The sequence below is a fragment of the Ornithinimicrobium sp. F0845 genome (assembly GCF_023015765.1).
Classification (GTDB): domain Bacteria; phylum Actinomycetota; class Actinomycetes; order Actinomycetales; family Dermatophilaceae; genus Ornithinicoccus.
Window position 1 is genome coordinate 85,568 of sequence record NZ_JALKAL010000014.1, and the last position, 25,823, is coordinate 111,390.

At 70.8% G+C, this 25,823-nt stretch carries 22 protein-coding genes, 1 tRNA gene, 1 pseudogene and 1 riboswitch; of the genes and pseudogenes, 2 read left to right on the forward strand and 22 right to left on the reverse strand.

Annotated features, from left to right (window positions below; translation table 11 throughout):
* Window positions 1-141: 141 nt before the first annotated feature.
* Window positions 142-2,811 (reverse strand): DNA polymerase I, encoded by a 2,670-nt coding sequence (gene polA, locus MWU75_RS16840; RefSeq protein ID WP_247093089.1) that lies wholly within the window; start codon window positions 2,809-2,811, stop codon window positions 142-144.
* Between the two features lie 19 nt (window positions 2,812-2,830).
* Between polA and MWU75_RS16845 the strand changes: the two genes are divergently transcribed.
* Together MWU75_RS16845 and MWU75_RS16850 are read left to right on the forward strand one after the other, a co-directional pair.
* Window positions 2,831-3,247 carry a hotdog fold thioesterase gene (locus MWU75_RS16845; RefSeq protein ID WP_247093091.1) on the forward strand — a complete coding sequence of 139 codons (417 nt, stop codon included), beginning with the start codon at window positions 2,831-2,833 and terminating at the stop codon, window positions 3,245-3,247.
* Window positions 3,248-3,279: 32 nt separating this feature from the next.
* Window positions 3,280-4,104, forward strand: a complete 825-nt coding sequence (locus MWU75_RS16850) for a DUF554 domain-containing protein (protein ID WP_247093093.1) — start codon at window positions 3,280-3,282, stop codon at window positions 4,102-4,104.
* A gap of 113 nt (window positions 4,105-4,217) precedes the next feature.
* On the opposite strand, the gene MWU75_RS16855 is transcribed toward MWU75_RS16850, so the two are convergent.
* The 21 genes and pseudogenes from MWU75_RS16855 to MWU75_RS16955 form a co-directional block, all read right to left on the reverse strand.
* Complete coding sequence (locus MWU75_RS16855) at window positions 4,218-4,790, reverse strand: response regulator (protein ID WP_247093138.1); 573 nt, start codon at window positions 4,788-4,790, stop codon at window positions 4,218-4,220.
* A 302-nt stretch (window positions 4,791-5,092) separates the two neighbouring features.
* A tRNA-Leu gene (locus MWU75_RS16860) sits at window positions 5,093-5,175 on the reverse strand.
* Window positions 5,176-5,211: 36 nt separating this feature from the next.
* On the reverse strand, window positions 5,212-6,669 hold the full coding sequence (gene pyk / locus MWU75_RS16865; protein ID WP_247093095.1) for a pyruvate kinase: 1,458 nt from the start codon (window positions 6,667-6,669) through the stop codon (window positions 5,212-5,214).
* Between the two features lie 67 nt (window positions 6,670-6,736).
* Window positions 6,737-7,492, reverse strand: a complete 756-nt coding sequence (locus MWU75_RS16870; RefSeq protein WP_247093097.1) for a thioredoxin domain-containing protein — start codon at window positions 7,490-7,492, stop codon at window positions 6,737-6,739.
* Window positions 7,492-8,025: a MauE/DoxX family redox-associated membrane protein gene (locus tag MWU75_RS16875; RefSeq protein ID WP_247093099.1), complete on the reverse strand. Its 534-nt coding sequence runs from the start codon at window positions 8,023-8,025 to the stop codon at window positions 7,492-7,494. Before MWU75_RS16875 ends, MWU75_RS16870 begins: the two co-directional genes overlap by 1 nt.
* Before the next feature lie 10 nt (window positions 8,026-8,035).
* Entirely contained in the window at window positions 8,036-8,833 is a 798-nt protein-coding gene (gene trpA, locus MWU75_RS16880) for a tryptophan synthase subunit alpha (RefSeq protein ID WP_247093101.1), read from the reverse strand.
* Window positions 8,830-10,149, reverse strand: coding sequence for a tryptophan synthase subunit beta (gene trpB, locus MWU75_RS16885; RefSeq protein WP_247093103.1), 1,320 nt, complete (start codon window positions 10,147-10,149; stop codon window positions 8,830-8,832). Before trpB ends, trpA begins: the two co-directional genes overlap by 4 nt.
* Window positions 10,146-10,961 carry an indole-3-glycerol phosphate synthase TrpC gene (gene trpC, locus MWU75_RS16890; RefSeq protein WP_247093105.1) on the reverse strand — a complete coding sequence of 272 codons (816 nt, stop codon included), beginning with the start codon at window positions 10,959-10,961 and terminating at the stop codon, window positions 10,146-10,148. Before trpC ends, trpB begins: the two co-directional genes overlap by 4 nt.
* 164 nt (window positions 10,962-11,125) lie before the next feature.
* Entirely contained in the window at window positions 11,126-11,332 is a 207-nt protein-coding gene (locus MWU75_RS16895; RefSeq protein WP_247093107.1) for an HGxxPAAW family protein, read from the reverse strand.
* A gap of 46 nt (window positions 11,333-11,378) precedes the next feature.
* Complete coding sequence (locus MWU75_RS16900) at window positions 11,379-11,945, reverse strand: Trp biosynthesis-associated membrane protein (RefSeq protein WP_247093109.1); 567 nt, start codon at window positions 11,943-11,945, stop codon at window positions 11,379-11,381.
* Between the two features lie 9 nt (window positions 11,946-11,954).
* Complete coding sequence (locus MWU75_RS16905; protein WP_247093111.1) at window positions 11,955-13,781, reverse strand: ABC transporter ATP-binding protein; 1,827 nt, start codon at window positions 13,779-13,781, stop codon at window positions 11,955-11,957.
* Complete coding sequence (locus MWU75_RS16910) at window positions 13,778-15,679, reverse strand: ABC transporter ATP-binding protein (protein ID WP_348647798.1); 1,902 nt, start codon at window positions 15,677-15,679, stop codon at window positions 13,778-13,780. Before MWU75_RS16910 ends, MWU75_RS16905 begins: the two co-directional genes overlap by 4 nt.
* Before the next feature lie 123 nt (window positions 15,680-15,802).
* Window positions 15,803-16,231, reverse strand: coding sequence for a PH domain-containing protein (locus MWU75_RS16915; protein WP_247093113.1), 429 nt, complete (start codon window positions 16,229-16,231; stop codon window positions 15,803-15,805).
* 115 nt (window positions 16,232-16,346) lie between these two features.
* On the reverse strand, window positions 16,347-17,063 hold the full coding sequence (gene pnuC / locus MWU75_RS16920) for a nicotinamide riboside transporter PnuC (protein ID WP_247093115.1): 717 nt from the start codon (window positions 17,061-17,063) through the stop codon (window positions 16,347-16,349).
* A 155-nt stretch (window positions 17,064-17,218) separates the two neighbouring features.
* Window positions 17,219-17,347, reverse strand: a riboswitch (FMN riboswitch).
* Window positions 17,348-17,496: 149 nt separating this feature from the next.
* Window positions 17,497-18,159 carry a ribulose-phosphate 3-epimerase gene (rpe, locus tag MWU75_RS16925; RefSeq protein ID WP_247093117.1) on the reverse strand — a complete coding sequence of 221 codons (663 nt, stop codon included), beginning with the start codon at window positions 18,157-18,159 and terminating at the stop codon, window positions 17,497-17,499.
* A 55-nt stretch (window positions 18,160-18,214) separates the two neighbouring features.
* Window positions 18,215-19,699: a transcription antitermination factor NusB gene (locus MWU75_RS16930; protein ID WP_247093141.1), complete on the reverse strand. Its 1,485-nt coding sequence runs from the start codon at window positions 19,697-19,699 to the stop codon at window positions 18,215-18,217.
* Window positions 19,677-20,612 carry a methionyl-tRNA formyltransferase gene (gene fmt, locus MWU75_RS16935; protein ID WP_247093119.1) on the reverse strand — a complete coding sequence of 312 codons (936 nt, stop codon included), beginning with the start codon at window positions 20,610-20,612 and terminating at the stop codon, window positions 19,677-19,679. The genes MWU75_RS16930 and fmt overlap by 23 nt, the downstream gene beginning before the upstream one ends.
* Before the next feature lie 3 nt (window positions 20,613-20,615).
* Window positions 20,616-22,379, reverse strand: a complete 1,764-nt coding sequence (locus MWU75_RS16940; RefSeq protein ID WP_247093121.1) for an ABC transporter ATP-binding protein — start codon at window positions 22,377-22,379, stop codon at window positions 20,616-20,618.
* Entirely contained in the window at window positions 22,379-23,323 is a 945-nt protein-coding gene (locus tag MWU75_RS16945; RefSeq protein ID WP_247093143.1) for an ABC transporter permease, read from the reverse strand. Before MWU75_RS16945 ends, MWU75_RS16940 begins: the two co-directional genes overlap by 1 nt.
* A 159-nt stretch (window positions 23,324-23,482) precedes the next feature.
* Window positions 23,483-25,000 (reverse strand): ABC transporter permease, encoded by a 1,518-nt coding sequence (locus tag MWU75_RS16950; protein ID WP_247093123.1) that lies wholly within the window; start codon window positions 24,998-25,000, stop codon window positions 23,483-23,485.
* A gap of 204 nt (window positions 25,001-25,204) precedes the next feature.
* A pseudogene (locus tag MWU75_RS16955) lies at window positions 25,205-25,823 on the reverse strand (ABC transporter family substrate-binding protein); the annotation flags it as partial.

Here is a 25,823-nt window from a genome sequence, read left to right on the forward strand (position 1 = left end):
CAAGCGATGTTCGGGCTAGTTGCCGGAACGGTTCCAAATTGTTACCGAGCAGTGACGTTGGGACGGGATCGGGCAGATGTCCGGCGTCGGAGGTCCTGCGCGTGTCTCCTGGGCCTAGCGTGGCTCGTGGGCCTCGTGGGCCTAGTGAGCCGCATCGTGCCAGGTGCTCCCCCAACCGACACTGACGTCCAGCGGCACGTCGAGCTCCACGGCCGCCCCCATCTCCGCGCGGACCAACTCCTCGACGGTCGTCTTCTCGCTCGCGGGCACCTCGAGCACGAGCTCGTCATGCACCTGGAGCAGCATGCGCGAGGCCAGGCCGTCACGCCGGAGAGCCTCCTCGACGCGCAGCATGGCCACCTTGATGATGTCGGCCGCCGACCCCTGGATGGGCGCGTTGAGCGCCATCCGCTCGGCCATCTCGCGCCGCTGTCGGTTGTCCGAGTTGAGGTCGGGCAGGTAGCGGCGCCGCCCCAGCATCGTCTCGGTGAACCCCGTGCCGCGTGCCTCGGCGACCACGTCCCGGAGGTAGTCCCGGACCCCCCCGAAACGTGCGAAGTACTCCTCCATCAGGCCGCTGGCCTCGCTGGTGGAGATGCCCAGCTGCTTGGACAGCCCGAACGCGGAAAGGCCGTAGGCCAAGCCGTAGCTCATCGCCTTCACCTTGGACCGCATCTCGGCCGTCACGTCAGCAGGCTCCACGGCGAAGACCCGCGACCCGACGAACCGGTGGAGGTCCTCCCCCGTCCGGAACGCCTCGATCAGCCCCTCGTCGCCCGAGAGGTGGGCCATGATCCGCATCTCGATCTGGCTGTAGTCGGCCGACAGCAACTGGTCGTATCCCTGCCCGACGACGAAGGCCTCCCGGATCCGGCGGCCCTCCTCGGTGCGGATCGGGATGTTCTGCAGGTTGGGGTCGGTGGAGCTCAGCCGACCGGTGGCCGCGATCGTCTGCTGGTAGGTCGTGTGGATGCGACCGTCGTCGGCGACCGACTTGATCAGTCCCTCGGCTGTGACCCGGAGCCGGGTCTTGTCCCGGTGCCGCAGCAGGGCCTCGAGGAACGGGTGCTCGGTCTGGGCGTAGAGACCCGCCAGGGCATCGGCGTCGGTGGTGTAGCCGGTCTTGGTGCGGCGGGTCTTGGGCAGGGCCAGCTTCTCGAAGAGGACCGTCTGCAGCTGCTTCGGGGAGCCCAGGTTGACCGAGTCGTCCTCGATGGCGTCCCACGCGTCCTGCTGCGCCTGTGCCATCGCGTCGCCGAACTCCGACTCGAGGAGCTCCAGCGCTGCCAGGTCCACGGCGATCCCGACCTGCTCCATCCGCCCGAGCACCCCCACCAGGGGCAGCTCGATGTCCCGGAGCAGCGCGGCACCCTGGACGTCGTCGATCTCGCCGTCGAGGGCGTCGGCCAGATCGTGCACCGCCCGGGCGTGCACCAGGGCGGACTGTACCGCGGCGTCATCCTCCCCGAGGTCGAGATCCAGCAGCCCCTGGTCCGGGGCCTCCTCGGCCCGCAGCTCCCGCTTGAGATAGCGCAGGACCAGGTCGGCCAGGTCGTAGGAGCGCTGATCCGGACGGACCAGGTAGGCCGCGAGTGCGGTGTCACTCACCAGGCCTGCGAGCGGCAACCCCCGGGACCGCAGGGCGTGCTGCGGCCCCTTCGCGTCGTGCAGCACCTTCGGAACCGCAGGGTCGGCCAGCCATGTGGCCAGGGCGGTCTCCGCCGCCTCGTCCAGGTCGGCCAGCGAGAGGTAGCCCGCTGCCTCGGCCGTCGCCAGCGCGATGCTCGTCGCGTCGCCGGTGCCGCGGGACCAGCTACCGGTCACGTGCACGCCGGTGCGGGTCCCCGCCGGAGCGTGCTCGGCGAGCCAGGCTGGCACCTCTGCCGGCGGGATACGGCCGCCCGCCACCTCGATGCCCTCCTCGGCCTCGTCCGCCACCGGGTCGAGGTACTCGAACAGCCGGTCACGGAGCACCCGGAACTCGAGCCGGTCGAAGACGGTGTGGATCTGCTCCCGGTCCCACACGCGGCGCTCCAGGTCGCCGAGGTCGACCGACAGCTCGAGATCACCCACCAGCTGGTTGAGCCGACGGTTGCGCAGCACCCCGTCCAGATGGTCGCGCAGCGACTGGCCGGCCTTCCCGGTGATCTGGTCGGCGTGGGTGACGATGCCGGTCAGGTCGCCGTACTGGGTGATCCACTTGGCTGCGGTCTTGGGCCCCACCCCCGGGACACCGGGCAGGTTGTCGGAGGCCTCCCCGACGAGCGCGGCGAGGTCGGAATAACGGTCGGGACCCACGCCATACTTCTCCTGCACGGCCGCGGGAGTCATCCGCGCCAGGTCCGAGACGCCCTTGCGGGGGTAGAGCAGGGTGACCTTGTCCCCCACCAGCTGGAGGGCGTCACGGTCGCCCGAGCAGATCAGGACCTCCATCCCGTCCTCCCGGGCGCGGCTGGTCAGGGTCGCCAGGATGTCGTCGGCCTCGAAGCCGTCCAGCTCCAGGTGGGGGATGCGCAGCGCGTCGAGGACCTCGCGGATGATCGGGATCTGGCCCTTGAACTCCGAGGGGGTGGCCGAGCGGCCGGCCTTGTACTCCGCGTAGTCCTCGGAGCGGAACGTCTGGCGCGACACGTCGAAGGCCACCGCGATGTGCGTCGGGGCCTCGTCGCGCATCACGTTGATGAGCATCGAGGTGAACCCGAAGACGGCGTTGGTGCTCTGTCCGGTGCTCGTCGAGAAGTTCTCCACCGGGAGCGCGAAGAAGGCTCGGTAGGCCAGCGAATGTCCGTCCAGCAGCAGCAGTCGACTCACGCATGACACCCTAGGTCCCATGACCGACACGCAGCGACGCCAGCCCACCTTTCAGACCGCTGGGACCCTCCTCGAGCGCATGCAGATCGAGGTCACCGAGGCAGGCGCGGAGCGGACGGTGGGTCGCATGCCGGTGGCGGGCAACACCCAGCCCTACGGCCTCCTGCACGGCGGGGCCTCCGCGGTGCTCGCCGAGACGCTGGGGTCCGTGGCCTCGGCGCACCACGCCGGTGAGGACCGCATCGCGGTCGGCGTCGACCTGAACATCACCCACCACCGTGCCGTCCGCGAGGGCAACGTCACCGGCGTGGCGACACCGCTCAGCCTGGGTCGTTCGATCGCCGCCTACGAGATCGTCATCACCGACGACGCCGGGCACCGCACCGCCACGGCCCGCCTCACCTGCCAGCTGAGGGACCGCGCCCCCGGCGGCTGAGGACTCCCCGCCCCTCGGCATACTCTCGGTCTGTGGAGCATCTCTTCCCCGGCGCCGGCACCGCGCTGAACGTCCTGACCGTGCTCGTGGGGTCGATCCTGGGCATGATGTTCGGCCACCGGCTGAGCGAGCACACCCGATCGGTGGTCACCGACTGCCTCGGGCTGGTCACCTTCATGGTGGCGATCCTCTCGCTGCTGGACGTCACCTCTCCTGCGCTGGTGGAGTATGTCGGGAGCGGGGTCCCGGTGCTGATCGTCCTGGGGGCGCTGCTCATCGGCGGGATCGTCGGCTCGCTGCTGCGGATCGAGCAGCGGGTCGAGTCCCTGGCCGGGGTGATCCAGGCCTTCGTGGCGCGGCGGACGCCGGCGGTGGCCAACCTCGACACCGCGGCCGACCACGTTTCCGGCGCGGCGGGTGGCGAGGACCCGGTCACCCCGTCCGCCCGAGAGCGGTTCATCGAGGGGTGGCTGACCGCCTCCCTGCTGTTCTGCGTCGGGCCGCTGACCATCCTGGGATCGCTGAACGACGGGCTGGGGCGAGGCATCGACGAGCTCGCGCTGAAGTCGGTGCTCGACGGCTTCGCGGCCCTGGCCTTCGCGGCCTCGTTCGGCCTGGGGGTGATGTTCTCCGCGGTGTCCGTGGCCGTGGTGCAGGGCGGGCTCACCGTCGTCGGTGTCCTCCTGGGATCGCTGGTGCCGGACGCGCACATCGCGGCGCTGACCGCCGTCGGCGGACTGCTCCTGGTCGGCATCTCGATGCGCCTGCTGCGGATCCGCGACATCCCGGTGGGCGACCTGCTGCCCGCCCTGGCCGTCGCTCCGGTGCTGGTGTGGGTCGTGGGCGCGCTCACCTGAGGCTGGCGGCCCGCCCCCGGGGCACCGGCCGTCTGAACTCGCCGGGTTCGCCCGGCTGACGCGGCCTACTTCCTGGTGGGCACGGCTCGCTGGGGTGGCCCGGCTGACGCGGCTTATTTCTTGGTAGGCATGCCGGAGATGACGGCGTCGGCGACCTCGCGCATCGACAGGCGCCGGTCCATCGCGGCCTTCTGGATCCAGCGGAAGGACTCTGCCTCGCTCAGCTTGAGCTGCTGCTGGAGCAGTCCCTTGGCACGGTCCAGCCGCTTGCGCGTCTCGAACCGCTCGGCCAGGTCGGCGACCTCAGACTCCAGCGCCTGCCGCTCCTGCCAGCGGGACCGCGCGATGTTGATGGCCGGCAGCACGTCGTTGGCGGTGAACGGCTTGACGACATAGGCCATGACGCCCGCGTCCCGAGCCCGCTCGACCAGCGCCCTGTCGCTGAAGGCGGTCAGCATGACGACGGGGGCGATGCCCTCCCTGCCCAGCACCTCGGCCGCGCTGATGCCGTCCATCCCCGGCATCTTCACGTCCATGATCACCAGGTCCGGCGTCAGCTCGCGGGCCAGCTCCACCGCCTGCTCGCCGTTGGCCGCCTGCCCGACGACCTCGTAGCCGGCCTCCTCAAGCATCTCGGCCAGGTCGAGTCGGATCAGCGCCTCGTCCTCCGCCACGAGGACCCGCACCGCAACCTCGGCCGGCTCGGACTGCGCCGCGTCGACGGGACTGGTGGTGTCGGCTGTCGTGGGGTCCGGCTCCGACGGCTTCGGCGGGCGCGGCACGGGGCGCTCTGGCGTGGTCACAAAGGCAGACTAACCTGTCGCACCCGGCAGACGCCGGAGCGCTGGGTGGTCAGCGCGCTCTGCGGTCGCCGACGTGCCGGCCTCGTGGTCTGGGCTCGGCTCCCGAACGTGTGGGGTCGTGGCAACCGCGCACCGCACCGGCAACGCCACATCGACAACACCGGAACGCGGCACGGACAACTGGGTGCCGGGAGCGGGACTCGAACCCGCACGCCCTTTCGAGCAGAGCATTTTGAGTGCTCCGTGTCTGCCATTCCACCACCCCGGCGAGGGGACCCGGGACAGCATACCGGCCGCCCGCGCGTCAACCGCGGTCGAGCAGCTTCTGGTAGGCGGGTGCGCGACCGTAGACGGCATCGCCCACCCGGTGCAGCCGCAACGCGTTCGTCGAGCCAGGTGTGCCGGGCGGGGATCCTGCCACGATGACCACGAGCTCGCCCTCCGCGCACCGCCTCTGCTCGATCAGGATCTCGTCGACCTGCATCACCATCTCGTCGGTGTGCTCGACGTAGGGGCTCAGGAACGTCTCCACCCCCCAGGTCAGGGCGAGCTGGGAGCGGGTGGCGGGCTCGGGGGTGAAGGCCAGCATCGGGGTCTGTCGCCGTAGCCGGGCCATCCGCCGGGCCGAGTCACCGGTCTGGGTGAAGGTGACCATGAACGACACATCCAGCAGCTCGGCGATCTCGGCCGCGGCCTTGGTCACGGCGCCACCGGTGGTGTGGGGCTGTGTGCCCAGTGGGACGATCCGCTCGAGCGCGTGCTCCTCGGTGCTCTGGATGATCGTCGCCATCGTCTCGACCGCCTTGATGGGCCAGTCGCCGACGCTGGTCTCACCGGACAGCATGATGGCGTCGGCGCCGTCGAGCACGGCGTTGGCGCAGTCGCTCGCCTCGGCACGGGTGGGGCGCGGGTTGGTGATCATCGACTCGAGGACCTGGGTGGCCACGATGACCGGCTTGGCGTTGCGCCGGGCGATCTCGATGGCCCTCTTCTGCACCAGGGGCACGTCCTCCAGGGGCAGCTCCACCCCGAGGTCACCACGAGCCACCATGATGCCGTCGAACGCAGCGATGATGTCGGTGAGGTTGGCCACCGCCTGCGGCTTCTCGATCTTGGCGATCACCGGCAGTCGGACGCCCTCTTCGTCCATGATCCGGTGCACGTCCTCGATGTCCTTGCCGCTGCGCACGAAGGACAGGGCGATGACGTCGACGCGGGTGCGCAGGGCCCAGCGCAGGTCCTCCGCGTCCTTCTCGCTCATCGCGGGCACCGACACGGCGGTGCCGGGCAGGTTGATCCCCTTGTGGTCGGAGACGGCCCCTCCGATCACCACCGTGGTCACCACGTCGGTCTCGGTGACGTCAGTGACCTTCAGCTGGACCTTGCCGTCGTCGATGAGCAGGTCGTCGCCCACCTGCACGTCCCCGGCCAGCCCGTCGTAGGTGGTGCCGACGATGTCCTTGTCACCGGGGACGTCCCGCACGGTGATCGTGAACGTGTCCCCCGGCGCCAGCTCGATCGGCCCGGCGGCGAAGGTCCCCGTGCGGATCTTCGGGCCCTGCAGATCGGCCAGGACCGCGACCGCGTGCTCCATCTCGTCGCCGGCCTGGCGGACCATGTGGTAGCGACGGTCGTGGTCCTCGTGGGTGCCGTGGGACATGTTCATCCGGGCCACATCCATCCCGGCACCCACGAGGGCCCGGATCTCCTCATAGCTCTCGGTGGCAGGTCCCAGGGTGCAAACGATCTTGGCTCGACGCATGGTCATCAGCCTAGCCGTGCCCACCGTCCTCGACGTCGTCTGCCGGGGTTTGTCGGCGAACGTCTGGTCAGCCCTGCGTGGCCGCCTCGAGGATCGCGGGGAAGGAGTTCGGGTCGTTCATCAACGTGTTCATCTCGTCGTTGCCCAGCTCGTCACCGTTGATGAACACCCGCGGGCTGCCGGAGACGCCCTCCTGGTTGGAGCGGGTCTGCATGTCCTTGACGTAGTCGTTGTGGGTGCCGTCCTGCAGGCAGCCGGTGAACGACTCGATGTCCTCCACCCCGGAGGCCTCGGCGAAGCCGATGAGCTGCTCGTCGGTCCAGCCGGTGCCCTCCTCGGCGGGCTGACCGGCGAACACGGCGGCGTGGTAGTCCACGAACGCGCCCTGGTCGTCCGCGCACATGGCGGCGTTGGCGGCCCGCAGCGAGGAGTCGTTGCCCAGGTTGCCGTCGAGGAAGGACATCAGGGTGTAGGTCAGCTGGATGTCGCCGTCCAGCGCAGCCTCGGTGATCGCCGGGCCCGAGACCTGCTCGAGCAGCCCGCACCAGGGACACTGGAAGTCGACGAAGACGTGGACGTCCGGCACGTCCTCCCCGGCGTCACCGACCCGGATGCCGCCGGCGTTGGGCAGCGCGCTCGGGCTGCTGGCGCCGGCGCCCACGGTGGGCGAGCCCGCGTCGCCGGTGTCCACCGGGTCCGGCCGCACGGCGAGGTAGACCACGACGGCGATGATGGCCACGACGACGGCCACCACCGCACCGATCAGGGCGGGGGACGGTCCGCTCTTCGGCGGCGGCGGGACGTGGGCCGGGGGACGGGGCATCAGGGGGCACCTTTCGAGGCGGTGGTGGGAGTATGCGGTGAGGTCGCCGCCGCCGGGTCGGCGGCGGGGCGGCGGAACACCAGGGTGTCGAGGGCGACGAGGGACCGTGGGCGGACAACCAACCAGGCTCCCGCAGCGAAGAGCCCGGCATCGCGCAGGATCTCCGAGAGGTAGGCGGTCTCCGAGGGGTCCACCGGGCCACCGGTGCCGAAGCAGCCGCAGTCGATGGCCAGCCCCCGCGCCCAGGCGGAGGCGATGCCGGCGATGAACGCCAGCATCAGGACTGCACCGATCAGTGCCGTCCACCGGGTGAACAGACCCAGGACCAGCAGCAGTCCGACCGCGATCTCGACCACGGGCAGCATCAGTCCGATCATCTCGGCGATGCGGTAGTCGAACAGCCGGTAGGCCACGACCGACTGGATGGAGCCGACGGGGTCACCCACCTTGAGCAGGCCGGCGGCCAGGAGCACCCCGCCGAGGGCGAGCCGGCAGACCAGACCGATGAGGTCGGCGACCCGTGTCGTGGTCATCGGTGCCTGCTCACGCGCGCCGGACCCCCTCGGCCAGCTCGACGGTCAGGTCGCGCAGCGGTCCGAGACCGGTGCCGGCCTCCACGCCGTCGCCCAGGGCCCGCACGAGCGCGGACCCCACGATCACGCCGTCGGCGAAGGTGGCGACCTCGGCGGCCTGGTCTCCGGTCGAGACGCCGAGCCCCACACACAGAGGCAGGTCGGTGACCTCCCGGGTCCGCTCGACCAGCTGGCGCGCCCCCGCGCCCACGGTGGTGCGGGTCCCGGTGACGCCCATGGTCGAGGCGACGTAGACGAAGCCACGGCAGGCGGCAGTCGTCGTCGCCAGCCGGGCGTCCGTGGAGCTCGGGGCCACGAGGAAGATCGGGGCGAGGCCGTGGGTGTCCGCCGCAGCTCGCCACTGCGCGGCCTCGTCGGGGATCAGGTCGGGCGTGATCATCCCGGCACCGCCGGCCGAGGCCAGGTCACGGGCGAAGGCGTCCGGGCCGTAGCGCAGGATGGGGTTCCAGTAGCTCATCACGACCGGCACCGCGCCCGCGGACGCCACGGCCTCCACGTTGCCCAGCAGGTCGCGCACGCGGAAGCCGCCGGCCAGTGCGCGGTCCGCCGCGTCCTGGATCACCGGCCCGTCCATCAGCGGGTCGGTGTAGGGGACGCCGACCTCGACGATGTCGGCGCCCGCCTCAGCGACCGCGACCATCGCCTCACGCGAGCCCTGGTTGTCCGGGAAGCCGGCCGGCAGGTAGGTCATCAGGGCCGCCCGTCCCTCGTCCCGGCAGGTGGTGAACACCGTGTCCAGAGCGGTCATGACTCGACCCCCTCCGCGGGTGGGTGGACTGCGGTCGCAGAGCGGTGCTCGCCAGCGGGTGGGTGGCCCGCGGTCGCAGAACGGTGCTCGCCAGCGGGTGGGTGGCCCGCGGTCGCGGACGTCGCGTGCGCGTCCCCGGTCAGGCCGAACCACTGGGCCGCGGTCTCCACGTCCTTGTCGCCGCGACCCGAGAGGTTGACGAGGATGACGGTGCCCGGGTCGGACTCGCGACCCACCCGCAGCGCACCCGCCAGGGCGTGGGCCGACTCCAGGGCCGGCAGGATGCCCTCGGTGCGGCAGAGCAGCGCGAAGGCCTCCATGGCCTCGTCGTCGTCGACCGGGAAGTACTCCGCCCGGCCGGTGTCGCGCAGGTAGGCGTGCTCCGGTCCGACGGAGGGGTAGTCGAGACCGGCGGAGACCGAGTGGGAGTCCAGGGTCTGGCCGTCCTCGTCCTGCAGGACGTAGGTCGCGGCGCCGTGCAGCACGCCGGGCTCGCCGGTGCTGAACCGCGCGGAGTGGCGGCCGGTCTCCACGCCCTCGCCGCCCGCCTCGAAGCCGACCAGCCGGACCGACGACTCGTCGCGGAAGCGCTGGAAGATGCCCATCGCGTTGGACCCGCCGCCGACACACGCGCACACCACGTCCGGCAGACCGCCGGTGACCGCCCGCAGCTGGTCGTGCGCCTCGTCGCCGATGACCCGGTGGAAGTCGCGGACCATGGTGGGGAACGGGTGCGGGCCGGTCACCGTGCCCAGCAGGTAGTGGGTGTCCTCGACGTTGGTGACCCAGTCGCGCAGGGCCTCGTTGATCGCGTCCTTGAGGGTGGCGCTGCCGTGGGCCACCGGGATCACCTCGGCCCCGAGCAGCCGCATCCGCGCCACGTTGAGGGCCTGCCGCCGGGTGTCCTTCTCCCCCATGTAGACGGTGCAGTCCAGACCCATCAGGGCCGCGGCCGTCGCGGTCGCGACGCCGTGCTGGCCCGCACCGGTCTCGGCGATCACCCGGCGCTTGCCCATCCGGACGGTCAGCAGCGCCTGGCCCAGCACGTTGTTGATCTTGTGCGAGCCGGTGTGCGTGAGGTCCTCCCGCTTGAGGAAGACCCGGGCCCCACCGGCGTGCTCGGCGAAGCGCGGCACCTCGGTCAGCGGGGTCGGGCGCCCGGTGTAGTCCCGGTGCAGCCTGGCCAGCTCCTCGGTGAAGGCCGGGTCGGCCATCGCGTCGGTGCGCGCCGCGTCCAGCTCGTCCAGGGCCGCGATCAGGGCCTCCGGGACGAACCGGCCGCCGAAGTCGCCGAAGCGACCGAGCTGCTCAGTCATGCACTCTCCTCCACGTCCACTCGACGTCCACCGGCGGCCAGGAGTTCCCGCACGGCGGAGCGCGGGTCGGCACCGGTCACCAGCGTCTCCCCCACCAGCACGGCACGCGCCCCGGCACCCACGTACTCGCGCACGCTGTCTGCACCGCTCACGCCCGACTCGGCGACCCCGACGACGCCCTCGGGCACCAGGGGCAGGAGCCGGGTCACGGTGCGCGGATCCACCTCCAGGGTCTTCAGGTTGCGGGCGTTGACCCCGATGATCCGGCCGCCCGCGGCCACGCACCGGTCCAGCTCGTCCTCGTCGTGCGCCTCCAGCAGGCCGTGCATGCCCAGCTCCTCCACCAGCGCCAGGAGGCCGGTCAACTCGTCCTGGTCCAGCGCGGAGGCCATCAGCAGCACCAGATCGGCGCCGTGGGCCCGTGCCTCCCACACCTGGTAGGGATCGACGATGAAGTCCTTGCGCAGCACCGGCACGCGCACGGCGGCACGGACCGCGTCCAGGTCGGCCAGGCTCCCCCCGAACCGGCGCCGCTCGGTCAGCACGCTGATCGCGCTCGCCCCGCCCTCGGCATACTGCCGGGCCAGGGAGGCGGGGTCGGGGATCTCGGCCAGGGAGCCCTTGGAGGGGCTGGCCCGCTTGACCTCGGCGATCAGGTGGACGCCGCCGGACGCGCTGAGCGCGGCCAGCGCGTCGAGGGGGTCGGTGGCCGCCCGCGCGAGATCCCGCAACTGCTCGAGGGGCAGCGCGGCACGCCGTGCGGCCAGGTCCTCACGGACCCCGCTGACGATCTGGTCGAGGACGGTGGACACCGCTCCAGACTAGCCGGGAGGTGCGGGTTCCCAGCCGTCAGGGCGTGGTGGGATTGATCACCCATCGCCCCCAATCAGGGCGCTGTCGCACCGAACGGACAACCGTCCCTGGTGCCGCGCCGCGCCGTCCCCCCCTGGTGCAGCGCCGCGCGGGACGGGTCGGGTCAGCGCTCGTGCCAGTGCGCCTCGTCGTAGCCCGCGGCGTTCAGGCCCCACCAGGCGCCGATCCCGACGATCGCGACGGCGACGCCGCTCCACGTCGCCCAGTCCCACCCGAAGAAGATGCCGACCGCCAGCAGGACGCTGGAGAGCAGCAGCAGGAGGGTGCCGGTCCACGCGGCGACGCTGTGACCGTGTCCGGGTTCGTTCATGCTCACTCCTGTGTCGGGTCAGTCGGGCTCGTGCCCATTGTGCCAGTTAGTCCTCGACGGTCGGGTCGTGGCCACGCGAGAGGTCGTCCCACGCGTCGGTCGGTCGCTCGCTCCGACGGTCCGCAGCGGCTCCGCTCGCCCGGTCCGCGCCCTCCGTCGAGGGTCCGCGGAGCCAGGTGAGGAGGCACAGCCCGGCCCCGAGGAGGACTGCGGCGGCCCCGATCAGGGCGACCCAGGGCCAGATCGTCGCTGCGGCGTCCTCGATCAGCAGGTCGGCCGCGACGAGGCCGGGCAGGTCGGCCGCCACCTGCGTGATCACCTCCGCCGGGTCTGTGAGGGACCGTATGGCGGGCAGTCCGGCCAGCAGCGCGGCCGCGGCCAGGCAGAGGGCCGAGGCGAGTCGGACCGGGCGGGTGCCGACCAGCCCGGCCAGCAGCGCGGCACCGGCCAGGAGCGCACCGGCGACCAGCGTGGCGCCGGCCTGCGTGCCGGTGGCCTCGATCCGCGTGCCACCGAGCACGCTGTCCACGGCGGTGCCGGTCGCCCAGGTCTGGCCGGAGCCGACGAGCAGGAGAGCCACGCCGAGCGCCGCCCACAGCCACCATCGCCTCATGCCGACAAACTATCGCTGCTGGGCGGCCCAGGAGTTGTGCATCCTGGTGTAGACGCCGCCGGCCCCCACCAGCTCCGCGTGGTGCCCGACCTCGACGATCCGCCCCTTGTCGACCACCACCACGACGTCCGCGGCCTCGGCGGTGGAGAGCCGGTGGGCGATGGCGACGGAGGTGCGGCCGCGGGTCAGCCCCTCCAGCGCACGCTGGATGCGGACCTCGGTCGCGGGATCGACGGCGCTGGTGGCCTCGTCGAGCACGAGGAGGTCCGGGTCGGCCAGGTAGGCCCGCGCGATCGCGACGAGCTGTCGCTCCCCCGCCGACAGGGACTCCCCGCGCTGACCGACCTGGGTGGCCAGGCCGAGGGGCAGCCCCGCGAGCCAGGGATCCAGCCCCAGCTCGGTCATCGCGAGCTCAATGTCCTCGTCGGCCGCCTCGGGCCGCCCGAAGCGGATGTTCTCCAGCAGCGACTGGTCGAACAGGAAGCCCTCCTGCGGGACCATGACGATCCGGCGTCGGAGCGAGTCGAACGCGACGTCGCGCAGGTCGACACCGTCGATGAGGACCCGGCCCTCGCTCGGGTCCATGAGGCGGGTCAGCAGCTTGGCGAGGGTCGTCTTGCCCGAGCCGGTCTCCCCGACGATCGCGATCCGGGACTGGGGATCGAAGGTCAGGTTGACGTCCTGCAGCACCCGGTCGCCACCGGGATAGGCGAAGTCGACGTCCTCGAAGTCGACGGTGATCGGGCCACGCGGCAGCCGGACGCCAGCCTCCCCCGGGTCGGAGACGTCGGCCGGGGTGTCGATGACCCCGATGACCCGACGCCAGCCGGCGACGGCGTTCTGCAGCTCGTTGAAGATCTCCGTGGCCTGCTGGACCGGCTGGGTGAACAGGTTGACCAGGAAGAGGAAGGCCAGCAGCTGCCCGAGGGTCATCCGGTCGTGCGTGGCCAGGACCGTGCCGACGACCAGAACGATCGCGGTGGTCACCCCGCCGAAGGCCTGGCCGGACACGAACGCCATGACCGACCGGATCTGGGCCCGGATGGCCGCCACCCGGTGCTGCTCGATCGCGCCGTCGATGCGCCCCTGCGTGCGGTCCTCCACACCATAGGCGCGGATGGTGACGGCGCCGACGATGGACTCGGACACGGCACCCAGCAGGTCACCGACGCGGACACGCACGGCGCCGTAGGCACGCGCCAGCATGGGCTGGAACTTGGTGATCAGGACCACCAGGGGGATGACGCAGAGGTAGACCACGCCGGCCAGGATCGGGCTGTAGATCGCCATCAGGATCGTCGCCACGAGGACCTGGGCCGTGGAGACGAGCAGCATGATCCCGCCGAACTGGACGAACATGGAGATCGTGTCGACGTCGTTGGTGACGCGGGCGACTAGCGCCCCCCGGCGCTCGGTGCTCTGGGTGAGCACGGACAGGTCGTGGATGTGGCGGAAGGCCGTGACCCGCAGGGTGGCCAGGCCGGACTCGGCGGCCTTGAACAGGCGCACGTTCACGACATACTGCGCCAGGCCGGTGAAGATGATCGCACCGGCGGCGAGGGCGACGGCGCGGACCACGAAGTCGACGTCCGGCCCGCCCTCGGCCAGGATGCCGTGGTCCGTGGCCTGCTGCACGACGAAGGGGATCAGGACCTTGCCGATGGTCGCGAAGAGCGCCAGCAGGACCGTGACCCACAGTCCTCTCAGCAGCTCCGGGGACAGCTGGAAGCCGCGCTTCAGGGTCGCCCAGGTGCTCAGGTCGTGGCTGCCGCCGATCTCGCTGCTGGCGGCGCCGCGCTCGTCGTCGGGGGCGGCCGCCCGGGTCACGGTGCTCATCGGGTGGGCTCCTCGTCGGCGGCGACGGCGGCCCGCTCGGCGGCCTCGCGGGCGTAGGCGTTCACGAGGTCGCCATACCCCTGGCACCGGGCGAGCAGCTCGTCGTGGTTGCCCTGGTCGACGACCTGACCCTGCTCGAGGTAGACGATGTGGTCGGCCAGCTGGATGGTGGCCATCCGGTAGGCGACGACCAGCACGGTCATGCCCTCGCTGCTCTCCCGCAGGCCGCCGAGGATGTCCTGCTCGATCGCGGGGTCGACCGCGCTCGTGGCGTCGTCCAGCACCAGCAGACGGGGCTTGCGCACGATGGCCCGGGCCAGGGCGATGCGCTGGCGCTGACCACCGGAGAGGTTGCCCCCGCGCTCCCCGATGACGGCATCCAGGGCGCCGGGCATGCCGCTGACGAAGCCGTCGGCGCGCGAGGTGCGCAACGCGTCCCAGACCACCTCGTCCGGCAGGTCGGCACCGAGGGTCACGTTGTCCCGGACCGGGTCGTCGAACATGAAGGTCTGCTGGGCGACCAGGGTCCCGACGTCCGGGACCCCACCCTTGCGGACCGTGCGCAGGTCGATCCCGTCCAGGGAGACCGTGCCGTCGTCGGGGTCCACCAGCCGGAGGACCAGGTTGGTCAGCGTGGACTTGCCGGCACCGGTCGGTCCGACCAGGGCCGTCGTGCTGCCCGCCGGGACGTCGAGGGTGACGTCCCGGATCGCCATCGCGCGCTGCGGCCCGACCGGCGTCTGGGTCGTGGTCTCCACCGGTGCATCGGCCCCCAGGACCGCGCGCTCGGCCGGCTCGGCGTAGGCGTAGGAGACCTGCTCGCTGCGGGAGTGGGCGGGTCCGGTCTGCGGGAGCTGCCCCTCGCCATACTCCATCGACCCGGTGGCCTGCAGGACCGAGTCGACGCGGCGGTAGCCGACCACCGAGCGCGGGATCTCGGCCAGCACCCACCCGAGGGCGCGGACCGGGAAGGCCAGGATCGAGAACAGGTAGGCCACCTCGACGACATCCGCCGCGGTGAGGTCCCCGGAGGCGACCCGCGCGGTCCCGACCGCGAGCACGGCCAGGGTGCCCAGGACCGGGATCGCCTCGATCACCGGCTCGAAGACGCCTCGGGTGCGGCCCACGTCGATCAGCGAGTCACGCAGGTCGTTGGTCACCCTGCCGAACCGGTCGGTCTCCTCCTGCTCACGGCCCATCGCCTTGACCAGCATGCCGGCCTCGAAGGACTCGTGCGCCACCTCGGCGACCTCGGCCCGCAGCTGCTGCGCCTTGGTGATGCGCGGGGCCATGAACCGCTGGAAGACCAGGTTGGCGGCGAACAGGCCGGGGAAGACCAGGAACCCGATGAGCGCGAGGAAGGGGTCCACCGCGATCATCTGCCCGCCGGCGATCACCAGCATCACGATCACACCGATCGCCATGGGCAGCGGGTTGAACACCTGCCAGGCGGCCTCGATGTCCGCGTGCGCGTTCGACAGCAGCTGACCGGAGGGGTGGGCGTGGTGCCAGCTGAGCGGGAGACGGAGGTACTGCCGCGTGACGCGCTGACGGTAGAGCGCCTGCAGGTTGAAGCCGGCGATCGAGGCGGCGACCCGGCGCAGGACGACACCGGTCATGTTGACCAGCAGCACGGCCAAGAGGACCAGGAAGATGGTCCACAGGCCGCCGGTGGTGACCTCGCCGGCCTCGATGGCCGGCGTGACCTCGGTCTCGGTCACGTGACCGATCGCCCAGGCGGTGGCCACCGTCGCGGAGGCCCACAGCACGGACCCGACCACCGCGACCGCGAACATCCGCTGCTGCTGGCGGATACCGGTCCAGATGACCCGCAGTCCCTGGCGCAGGATGGCGGGCGAGGGGCGGGGGCGCTCGACCGGTCTGGTCGCAGAGGTCACGTCGGGCGGCTCCTTCAGGCAGGCGGGACCGCGCCGGCCGGTCCCATCCGGCGGCGCAGACACCTATCTTCGCACGACTGGTTGGCAGTTCCCAACCGGATAACCTCCCGACGGTCCCAGCGCTCAGCGACTGTGGTGCTCCACGAGCGCCGCGAGCCGGGCCGCCTCCGCGCGGCCGAAGGCGCCGTCGGCCCGCTGGATCCCCATCACCGCCAGCTCCTCGGTGTCGGAGAGCTCCAGGACGACCCACGGCGAGCCACCGCCGAAGGAGACCCGCAGGATCTGGGCCCACTCCAGCTCGCGGCTGTGGATCAGGTTCACGACCTTCAGGCCGGAGGCCCCGGGCACCGCACGGACCATGCCGAAGCGCCACAGGGCGGCGCCCAGGAGCAGCGCGAGCAGCCAGACCAGGGCGCGGTCCGCCAGCGCCCAGCCACCTGGCTGGAGGACGGCGGTCGCGCCGAGCGCGGCCACGACGGCCAGGGCCGACAGGCGCGCGACGAGCGCGCCCCGGCGGGGCCGGAACACGGCATACGGGTCGGTGCGGGCCACCCGGTCAGCCTAGGTCACCGGGCTGACCGGGCGGACCGGTCCCGTGGAGATCCGGGGGCGGGTGCCGGACCGGTCCTGTGGAGATCCGGCGGCGGGTGCCGGACCTCCGCAGGAGTCAGCCGACGGCTGACTCGACCGGCTGGGCGACCGGTTCCTCGCGCTCGTCCCGCGCAGCACGCTTCCACACGAAGAAGCCCCACAGGACGAAGGCCCCGTACACGGCATACATGATCGCCGAGGGGTAGTAGCCGGAGTGCCACAGCAGGGGCACACCGACCAGGTCGACCGCGATCCAGACGAGCCAGAAGTCGACCCACCCGCGCGCCATGGCGTAGGTGGCCAGGATCGAGCCGACGAAGATCCAGGCGTCGGTCCAGTAGTACCAGCCCGGCGCCGGCCAGCCGACACCCACCTGCTGGAACACCCACTGGCACAGGGCGACGAGTCCCGCGGCGACGAGCAGGTAGGCCACCCGCTCTCGTGCCGTGGCCCACCGCGGAGTGATCGCCGGCTCTCCCTTCCCACGGGTCCTGCGGGACTGGTTCCAGGCCCACCAGCCGTAGACGCTGGTGATGATGAAGAAGACCTGGCGGGCGGCCTGACCGAACAGGCTGTGCTCCTGGGGGGTGGCGAACCACACCCCCATGAAGACCGTGAAGAGGAAGACATTGCCGATGATCCCGACGGGCCAGGCCCAGACGCGACGGCGCATCCCGAGGATCGCCGAGGCGATGCCGAACAGGTTGCCGATGACTTCTCGCCAGAGAATGGTGTGGTCGCCGAGCTGGAGCTCGGCGGTGAACAGGTCGTTCCAGACGTCCACGACGTGCATCCTTTGCGGATCAGGTGGCCGGGACGAGAAAACCCCGGGCCACGAACGGTGTGGGCGCCGGGGGTTGCGTGAAGCGAAACGTGTCGTGCGACGGAGGAACCTGCCGTATGCCGTTGCCGGCACCTGAGCGGTGCGGTCCCGTCGCCGCGGCGACGCGCGTGCTGCCTCCCATCCGGACTTTCACCGTCGGTCCCGGAGTTTCACCAGGTCAACCGGCCGCTGGCTGCGGCCGGGTCGCGGACTATCACCGCCGGTTCGGAATTACACCGACCCCGGAGCACGTTGTACGTCGCGATTATCGCACACCTGCCGCCGAGGCGATCGGCGCCCCTGCACCACGAGCTCCCCTGCACCACGGGCGCCCCTGCCCACGGGAGCACCTGAACCTCGGGCGCCCCTGCCCACGGTGTGGAGGTCGACCGGACCCCACCTCCTAGGGGTGGGCGTGCTGCCGGGCCAGGTCCCGCAGCCTGGCGACCTGGTTGCCGGCATCGTCCGCCCCGAACACCGCGGACCCGGCCACGAACACATCCGCTCCGGCCTCGACGCACTGACCGATGGTGCTCTCCGAGACGCCACCGTCGACCTGGATCCACACCTCGCCCCCCAGTTGGCGCACGGCCTCGCGGACCTCGGTCACCTTGGGCATCTGGTCGGCCATGAACGACTGGCCCCCGAAGCCGGGCTCGACGGTCATCACCAGGACCATGTCGACCTCACGCACCAGGTCGGCGTAGGGGGCGAACGGGGTGCCGGGCTTGACGGCAAAGGCCGCCCTGGCGCCTGCCGCCCGGATCGCCCGGGCCGTCGCCACCGGATCGGTGGCCGCCTCGATGTGGAAGGTCACCGACGCTCCCCCTGCCTCGGCATACTGCGGCGCCCACCGGTCGGGGTCCTCGATCATCAGGTGGCAGTCGAGCGGGATCGGGCTGACCCGCTTCAACGCCTCCACCACCGGCAGACCGATGGTCAGGTTGGGCACGAAGTGGCCGTCCATCACATCCACATGGGCCCAGTCGGCCCCGGAGATCCGGCTGAGCTCGGACTCGAGGTTGGCGAAGTCGGCGGACAGGATGCTGGGGCTGATCTGGAGCACGACCGCAGCCTACCGGCGTATCCCTGGCCCGACCGGCTGACCTGCACGGGATCGATCAGCCGACCCGGAGCAGGGCGACAAACATCCCGTCCGTGCCGTGCACGTGGGGCCACAGCTGCGCCCACGGACCCGGCCCGGTGTCCGGCAGCTGCGCCCCGGTCCGGTCGCGGAGCAGCGGCCGCACATCCTCGGTCGTGACGCCCGGGAACGCCTTCAGCACGTCGGAGACCACGAACTCGGTCTCGGCCAGGTGCGGCGAGCAGGTGGAGTAGAGCACCACTCCCCCGGGCCGCGTGGCGGTGATCGCCGCGGCGAGCAGGTCGCGCTGGAGGGGACCCAGCTCGGCCAGGTCCTTGGCCGTGCGCCGCCAGCGGGCCTCGGGGCGCCGTCGCAGGGCGCCGAGCCCGGTGCACGGCGCGTCGACCAGGACCCGGTCAAAGCGGCCGGGGTCGGTCTCGCCGACCTCACGCCCGTCCTCGACGGTGACCTCGACGACCCCTGGGTGCGCGTGCCGGACCGCGGACAGCGTGCTGCGCACCAGCTCGGCCCGGTGCGGCTGCACCTCGTTGGCCCGCAGCCGGGCACCTTGCTGCGCGGCCAGAGCCGCCAGGAGCCCTGCCTTGCCGCCGGGACCGGCGCAGAGATCCAGCCACTGCTCGGGCACGGCAGCCTCGACGTCCGCCCCAGCCAGTGCCAGCGCGAGCAGCTGGGACCCGGCATCCTGCACCGCGGCCCGTCCCTCTCGCACGGGCGCCAGGTCCCCGGGATCGCCCCCGGCCATCGTCCACGCGGTGGGCGCGATGTCGTCGGGCACGGCTCCGGCCGCCTCAAGCTCGGACTCGGCGCCGAGTCCCGGCCGGGCGACCAGGGTCGGTGCGGTGGGCGTGTTCTGCGCCTCCAGCAGTCGGGTGAGATCGCTCTCGATGCTCTCCGGGGTGCTTGCGCCATGGCCGATCAGCGCCGCCCGCAGTGCCCGGACGACCCATCCGGGGTGGGAGTGCTGGACCGCCAGGCGAGCGACGGGGTCGCTGACGGTGGCGGTGACGTGCTCGAGCCACTCCTCACGGGTTCGCTCGGAGACCCTGCGCAGGACGGCGTTGACGAAGCCGCCGGCGCCCTGTCCGGCGTGCTGCCTGGCCAGGGCCACCGTCTCGCTGACCGCGGCGTGGTCCGGCACGCGCATCGCGAGCAGCTGGTGTGTCCCCAGCCGCAGGATGTCCCGCACCGCCGGGTCGATGGACCGGCCCGGCGGGTTGACCGCGGCGTCGATCACCGCGTCATACAGTCCCTGCAGACGCAGCGTCCCGTACGTGAGCTCGGTGGCGAACCCGGCGTCGCGGCCGTGCAGGCCCGCTCTGCGGAGCACGGTGGGCAGCAGCAGGTTGGCGTACGCGCCGTCCTCGACGGCTCGCAGCACCTCGTAGGCCACCTCTCGTGCCGGGTCACCGCGTCGGGCTCGCTGCGACGGCGCCTGGGCCGAGCGTCGCCGAGGACCACCGCGTCTCTGACGCGGGCCGTCACTCACCGAGCACCTCCCCATCGATCCGTGCACCACGCGCCCAGTCGGCCGCGGACATGGCCCGCTTGCCGTGGGCCTGCACCACCCCGAGCCGCACCGGCTCGGTGCCGGTGCCGACCAGGACTGCGTGTCGCTGCGCCCGGATCTCTCCGGGCGCCAGGTCGACCAGCGTGCCGGACTCGGAGTGAGCCTCGAGCGGCTGCACCTTGAGGCGCTCACCGCGGAAGAGGGTCCATGCCCCTGGTGCCGGGGTGCAACCCCGGATGTGCCGGTCCACGACGTAGGCGGGCCGCGCCCAGTCGATCCTCGCGTCGTCGACGTTCAGCTTCGGCGCGTGGGAGATCCCCTCGGCGGGCTGGGGCACGGGCGTCAGGGTGCCCTCCTCCAGTGCGTCGAGGGTCGCGACCAGCAGGTCGGCGCCAGCCCCGGCCAGTCGTCCCAGCAGATCACCGGACGTATCCCGCGCGCGGATCGGCTCGGTCAGCGTGCCGAGGACCGGACCGGTGTCCAACCCCTCCTCGAGGAGGAAGGTGGTCGCGCCCGTGATCTGGTCACCGGCCATCACCGCCCACTGCACGGGCGCGGCGCCGCGCCAGGCGGGGAGCAGGGAGAAGTGCAGGTTGACCCAGCCGTGCCGCGGGACGGCCAGGACTGGGGGCGGGATCAGACCGCCGTAGGCGACCACAGGGCACGCGTCGGGGGCGAGTTGCACCAGACGGTCCCGGAAGCCCGTCTCGCGGGGCGAGGCCGGGGTGAGAACCTCCAGTCCCGCCTCCTGCGCGACCTGACGGACGGGTGAGGGCACCAGGGTCTGACCCCGCCCGGCCCGTGCGTCGGGACGGGTGAGCACCGCGAGGACCTCGTGCCGGGACTCGAGGAGGGCGCGCAGCGAGGTCGCTGCCGGCTCGGGGGTACCGGCAAAAACCAGCCGCACGGGCTAACGGAGGTCGTCGCTGGAGGCGGACGCCGCGTGGAACGTCTCGCCGGCTGCCTTGATCTCCGAGATCTCGTCGCCCAGCTGGAGCAGCAGGGCGTGCCGCTCCTCGCGGCGCACCCGCTGCTCCTGCGGGTTCGGGACCGGCGCGGCCGCCAGGAGCCTGCGGGTGTACTCCTCCTGGGGGTCCATCAGCACCTGCTCGCGCGGTCCCGCCTCCACCACTCGACCGTTCTGCAGCACGACGACACGGTGTGCCAGGAGGTCGATGACCGCCAGGTCGTGGCTGATGAACAGACAGGCGAACTTGTAGCGAGCCTGGAGGTCGCTGAAGATGTTGAGCACCTTGGCCTGCACCGACACGTCCAGCGCGGAGGTCGGCTCGTCGGCAACGAGGAGCTCTGGATCCAGCGTGAGGGCCCGTGCGATCGAGATGCGCTGCCGCTGCCCTCCGGACACCTCGTGCGGGTAGCGGTTGTAGACCTCGCGCGGCAGCTCGACGGCGTCCAGCAGCTCGTAGACCTTCTGCTCCTGGGCCTTGCGGTCGCCGACCTTGTGCACGACCATCGGCTCGCTGATGCACTCACCGATGGGCAGCCGCGGGTTCAGCGAGGCCGCCGGGTCCTGGAAGATGACGCCGATGCGCCGGCGGATGGCCTTGAGCTGCCCACGCTTCATCCCGGTGATGTCCTCACCGAGCAGGCGGAAGGACCCGCCCGCTGCCGGGATCAGGCCCAGCGCGCAGCGGCCGATGGTCGACTTGCCGGACCCCGACTCACCGACCAGCCCCACGATCTCGCCCTGGCGTACCTGGAAGCTCACGTCGTCGACGGCCCGGAACGGCGGCTTGCCCATCCGGTGGTACTCGATGACCAGGTTCTCCAGGTCGATCGCCAGCTCGGCGCTGTCGTCGACCTCCACATCGGCGATGTTGATGCCCATCTGGTCCCGACCGGCACCGAGCCGCGGGACCGAGCTGAGGAGCATCTTGGTGTAGTCGTGCTGTGGGTTGAGCAGGACCTCGTCGGCGGAGCCGGTCTCGACCAGCTCGCCCTTGAACATCACACAGACCCGGTCGGCCATGTCGGCGACCACACCCATGTTGTGCGTGATGAGCAGGATCCCGGTGTTGAGCTTGTCCTTCAGGGACCGCAGGAGGTCCAGGATGTCGGCCTGCACGGTCACGTCGAGCGCGGTGGTCGGCTCGTCCGCGATGATCACCTTGGGGTCGCAGCTGATGGCGATGGCGATCACGACGCGCTGGCGCTGGCCACCGGAGAGCTCGTGAGGGTACTGCTTGATCCGCCGCGCCGGCTCCGGGATCCCCACCATGTCGAGCAGCTCGATGGCCCGCTCGACCGCAGCCCGCCCCGAGGCGATGCCGTGCAGCTCCAGCGCCTCTGTCATCTGGGTGCCGATCGTCAGGACCGGGTTGAGGGCCGTCATCGGCTCCTGGAAGACCATCGCGATGTCGTTGCCGCGAAGGCGACGCATCGCGCCCTCGGAGACGGTGCGGATCCCGTGGCCGTTGACGGTGATCTCGCCGCCGATCCGGGCGTTGCTCGGCAGCAGTCGCATGGCAGTCATGGAGGTCACCGACTTGCCGGAACCCGACTCGCCCACCAGGGCGACCACCTCGCCCGGGTTCACGTGCAGGGACACGCCCTTGACGGCGTGGACCGAGCCGAACTCGGTGGAGAACCTGACGTCGACGTCGTTGAAGTCGAGGACGGCTCCCGAGGTGTTGTCCGTGGTCGTCGCGGTCATCAGTCAGCACTCCTGCTCTGGCGGGGGTCGAAGGCGTCGCGCAGGCCGTCACCGAGGAAGTTCACCGACAGCGCGATGCCCAGGATGATCAGGCCCGGCCACCAGAAGAGCCACGGGCGGACCGTGAAGCTGTTCTGGTAGGTGGAAATCAGCAGGCCCAGGGAGGTGTCCGGGGGTTGGACCCCGAAGCCGAGGAAGCTCAGGGCGCTCTCCAGCAGGATGACCGCGGCGATGGTCAGCGTGGCGCTGACGATGATCGTGCCCATCGTGTTGGGCAGGATGTGCTTGAAGATGATGCGCCAGGGCGAGGTCCCGATGGCCTCGGCCGCCGTCACGAACTCCCGCTCCCGCAGCGAGAGCACCTCGCCGCGCACCAGGCGAGCCAGTCCCGTCCAGGACACCAGGCTCAGCATGATCGCGAGCGGCCAGATGCCGCCACCGGCGATCTGACCCAGCACGGCGGCCAGGACCAGGAGCGGGATGACGATGAATAGGTCGGTGACGCGCATCAGGATCGCTTCGGTCCAGCCGCGGAAGTAGCCCGCGATGGCTCCGATCACGGTGCCGAGGATCGTGGTCCCGATGCCGACGGTGAACGCGATCGTCAGGGACCGCTGGGTCCCTCTCATGGTCAGGGCGAAGTAGTCCTTGCCGGTGTTCTCCTGCCCGAACGGCTGGTCGCCCCAGGTCGGTGGGAAGAGTCCGAGCGAGGGCCGTCCGCCATCGACCACGGTGGCCGCCGCCGCGTAGTCCTTCGGCCACCAGCCCGGGATGAACCCGTAGCCGATCGAGGAGATGGCCATCAGCGTGATGAACAGCAGGAAGCCCAGGGACAGCATCGCGCCCTTGTGGCGGAAGAACCGGCGACGGATCAACTCACCCTGTGAGTAGGACTTCTGGGTGAGATCGATCGCCTTCTCGACGGAGAACTCTTCCCCCGCCATCGCAGCGGCCTGCCGGTGCTGGAGGGACCCGGGGTCCTGCTGCTCGGGAATCGGTGAGAGGTGCTCGCGGCCGCTGCCGGGCAGCTCGGGCTTGTCGTTGTCAGTCATGGGATCCTCCGACGGGAGTGGAGACGGGCTGGTGTGTCATGTCCGGCCAGCTCACGTCCGGATCCGTGGGTCGAGGAAGGCATAGGCGATGTCGGCCATCATGTTCATCAGCACCGCTGCCGTGCCGGTCACCAGGTAGAAGGCCATCACCGGCCCGGGGTCGACGCGGGTCAGACCTTCCTGGAACAGGGCGCCCATGCCCTTCCAGCCGAAGACCGTCTCGGTGACGACCGCACCTCCGATGAGTCCCGCGAAGTCGAAGGCCACGATGGTCGTGATCGGGATCAGCGCGTTGCGCAGCGCGTGCTTGGAGATGACAACCCGCTCGGACAGTCCCTTGGACCGTGCGGTTCGCACGTAGTCCTGGCGGATCGTCTCCAGCATGGAGGCCCTGGTGTAGCGGCTGTAGCTCGCCAGCGAGATGACGGTCAGCACGACCGTCGGCAGGATCAGCTGGACACCCCAGTCCCAGACCCCGGTCCAGAACGGGCCCTCGAAGTTCGGTGAGCCTGACCCGATGGTGGAGATGGGACGCGGCTTGCGCTCCAGGAACGGTCCCCAGTTGCGCAGCAGCTGGTCCAGGGCCGTGGCTCCGGCGAAGGCGACAGCCGTGCCGATCGAGACCCAGATCGCGATGTTGCGGTCCCAGCCGCCCCAGAACCAGCCGATCACGATGGCGGCGACGAGGGAGATGCCCAGCATGAGCAGGAGCAGCGGGTAGGTGGGCGTGACGATCCAGCCGTTGAAGATGAACCAGCCCACTGCGCCGGCGGCGACCGTGGTCAGCGCGGCATAGAGGATCTTGCGGTTGCCGCGGCCGACCGTCAGGTAGGTGAGCAGCACACCGGCGGCTGCGGCGACGAGGATAATCAGGGGCAGCCCCAGGGCCGGCTGGCGCCACCAGCCGACCGTGTCGAAGTAGGTGATGGCCCCGAAGGCCACCACGGCCGAGATCGCACCGGTGAGCAACCTGCGTCGCATGTCGCCACCGAGGAGGGAGGCGAGCGTGAGCCCGACGAGGAGTGCGATAACGATCGTTGCTGTCAGGGATATCGCCGGATCAGCGATCCAGTTGTTGAACCGGATGGCGCCGTACTCCTTGAGCAGCACGGCCACCCAGAAGACGGGGAGGGAGAAGAAGAGGAAGGCGGCGAAGGTCACGGCGTAGTCGAACCCGGAGTACTGGCGGATGGCGGCCAGGATGCCCATCGTGACGCCGATGATGATCGCTAGGAAGGTCGCCAGGGTGACCAGGCGCAAGGTGCTCCCGGCGGCGTTGACGAGGGCGGTGTTGATGTCCGCGCCGCGGGAGTCGGTGCCCAGGTCACAGTTGAGCGTCACGCACTTGGCCACCCCGGTCAGCCACATCCAGTACCGGACGTACCACGGCTCGTTCAGGTTCATGTTCCTGATGCGCGCCTCCATCTGCTGCTCCGCGGTGCGGTCGCGGCTCTCCCGGAGGTCCTCGAGGGGATCACCGGAGAAGACAGTGATGAAGAACAGGAACACGGATCCCAGGAACAGGATCAGGGCTGAGACGCCCAACCTGCGCAAGATGAATCTGAGCACGGGATTTCCCTTCAGGTACGTGGAGGCTGCCGTGGGCCTGGGTCGTGTGAGCGTAGCGCTCCGTGCCCGGCCTGTCACTCGGTCGGTGGTCTGACCGGTTCCGGACGGACCGGTGGGGCGGGACCTGGGTCCCGCCCCACCGGTTTACTGCCTGTGTGTTGCGGTGGTGGCCGATGAGGTGCTCACCGGCCGGTGATCACAGAATCACTCGCCGCGGACCCACTGCTCCGCGTTCCACGGGACGCCGGTCTGGCTGGCGTTGTGAATCACGTTGTCGATCGTCGCGTCGTAGGCGATGACGCCCGGGTGCGCGAAGATCGGGATGCTGTGCAGGGTGTTCCACGCCTCGGTCTCGACGATGGCGAGCTGCTCGGCGTGCACCTCCTCGTCCAGGCTGGTGGAGATGGTCTCCCACGCGGCGTCGGCGGCCTCGTTGACCCAGCCACCGAAGTTACCGCTACCGGTGCTCTCGTACCAGAAGGCCGAGCCGGTCACCGTGCCGGAACCGGCCCAGGCGAACAGCGCGATCTCCCAGTCGCCGGAGGCCAGGACGTCGCCCAGGCCCGGGGCGCTGGCGTCGACGATGTTGAAGCCGACCTGGTCGCAGGAGGCCTTGATGAGGGCGACCTGGTCGACACGGCGCTGGTTGCCGGCGCCGTAGCCGATGCGGATCTCGGTGCCCTCCTCCAGACCGGACTCGTCGAACTTCTGCTGCGCCATCTCCAGGTCGACCTCGTCGTAGCGGCCGTCGTAGATCTTGGCGACGTGCTCCTCGTAGTTGTCCTGGAAGGGGAAGACCTCACGGGAGTTCATCACCACGGCG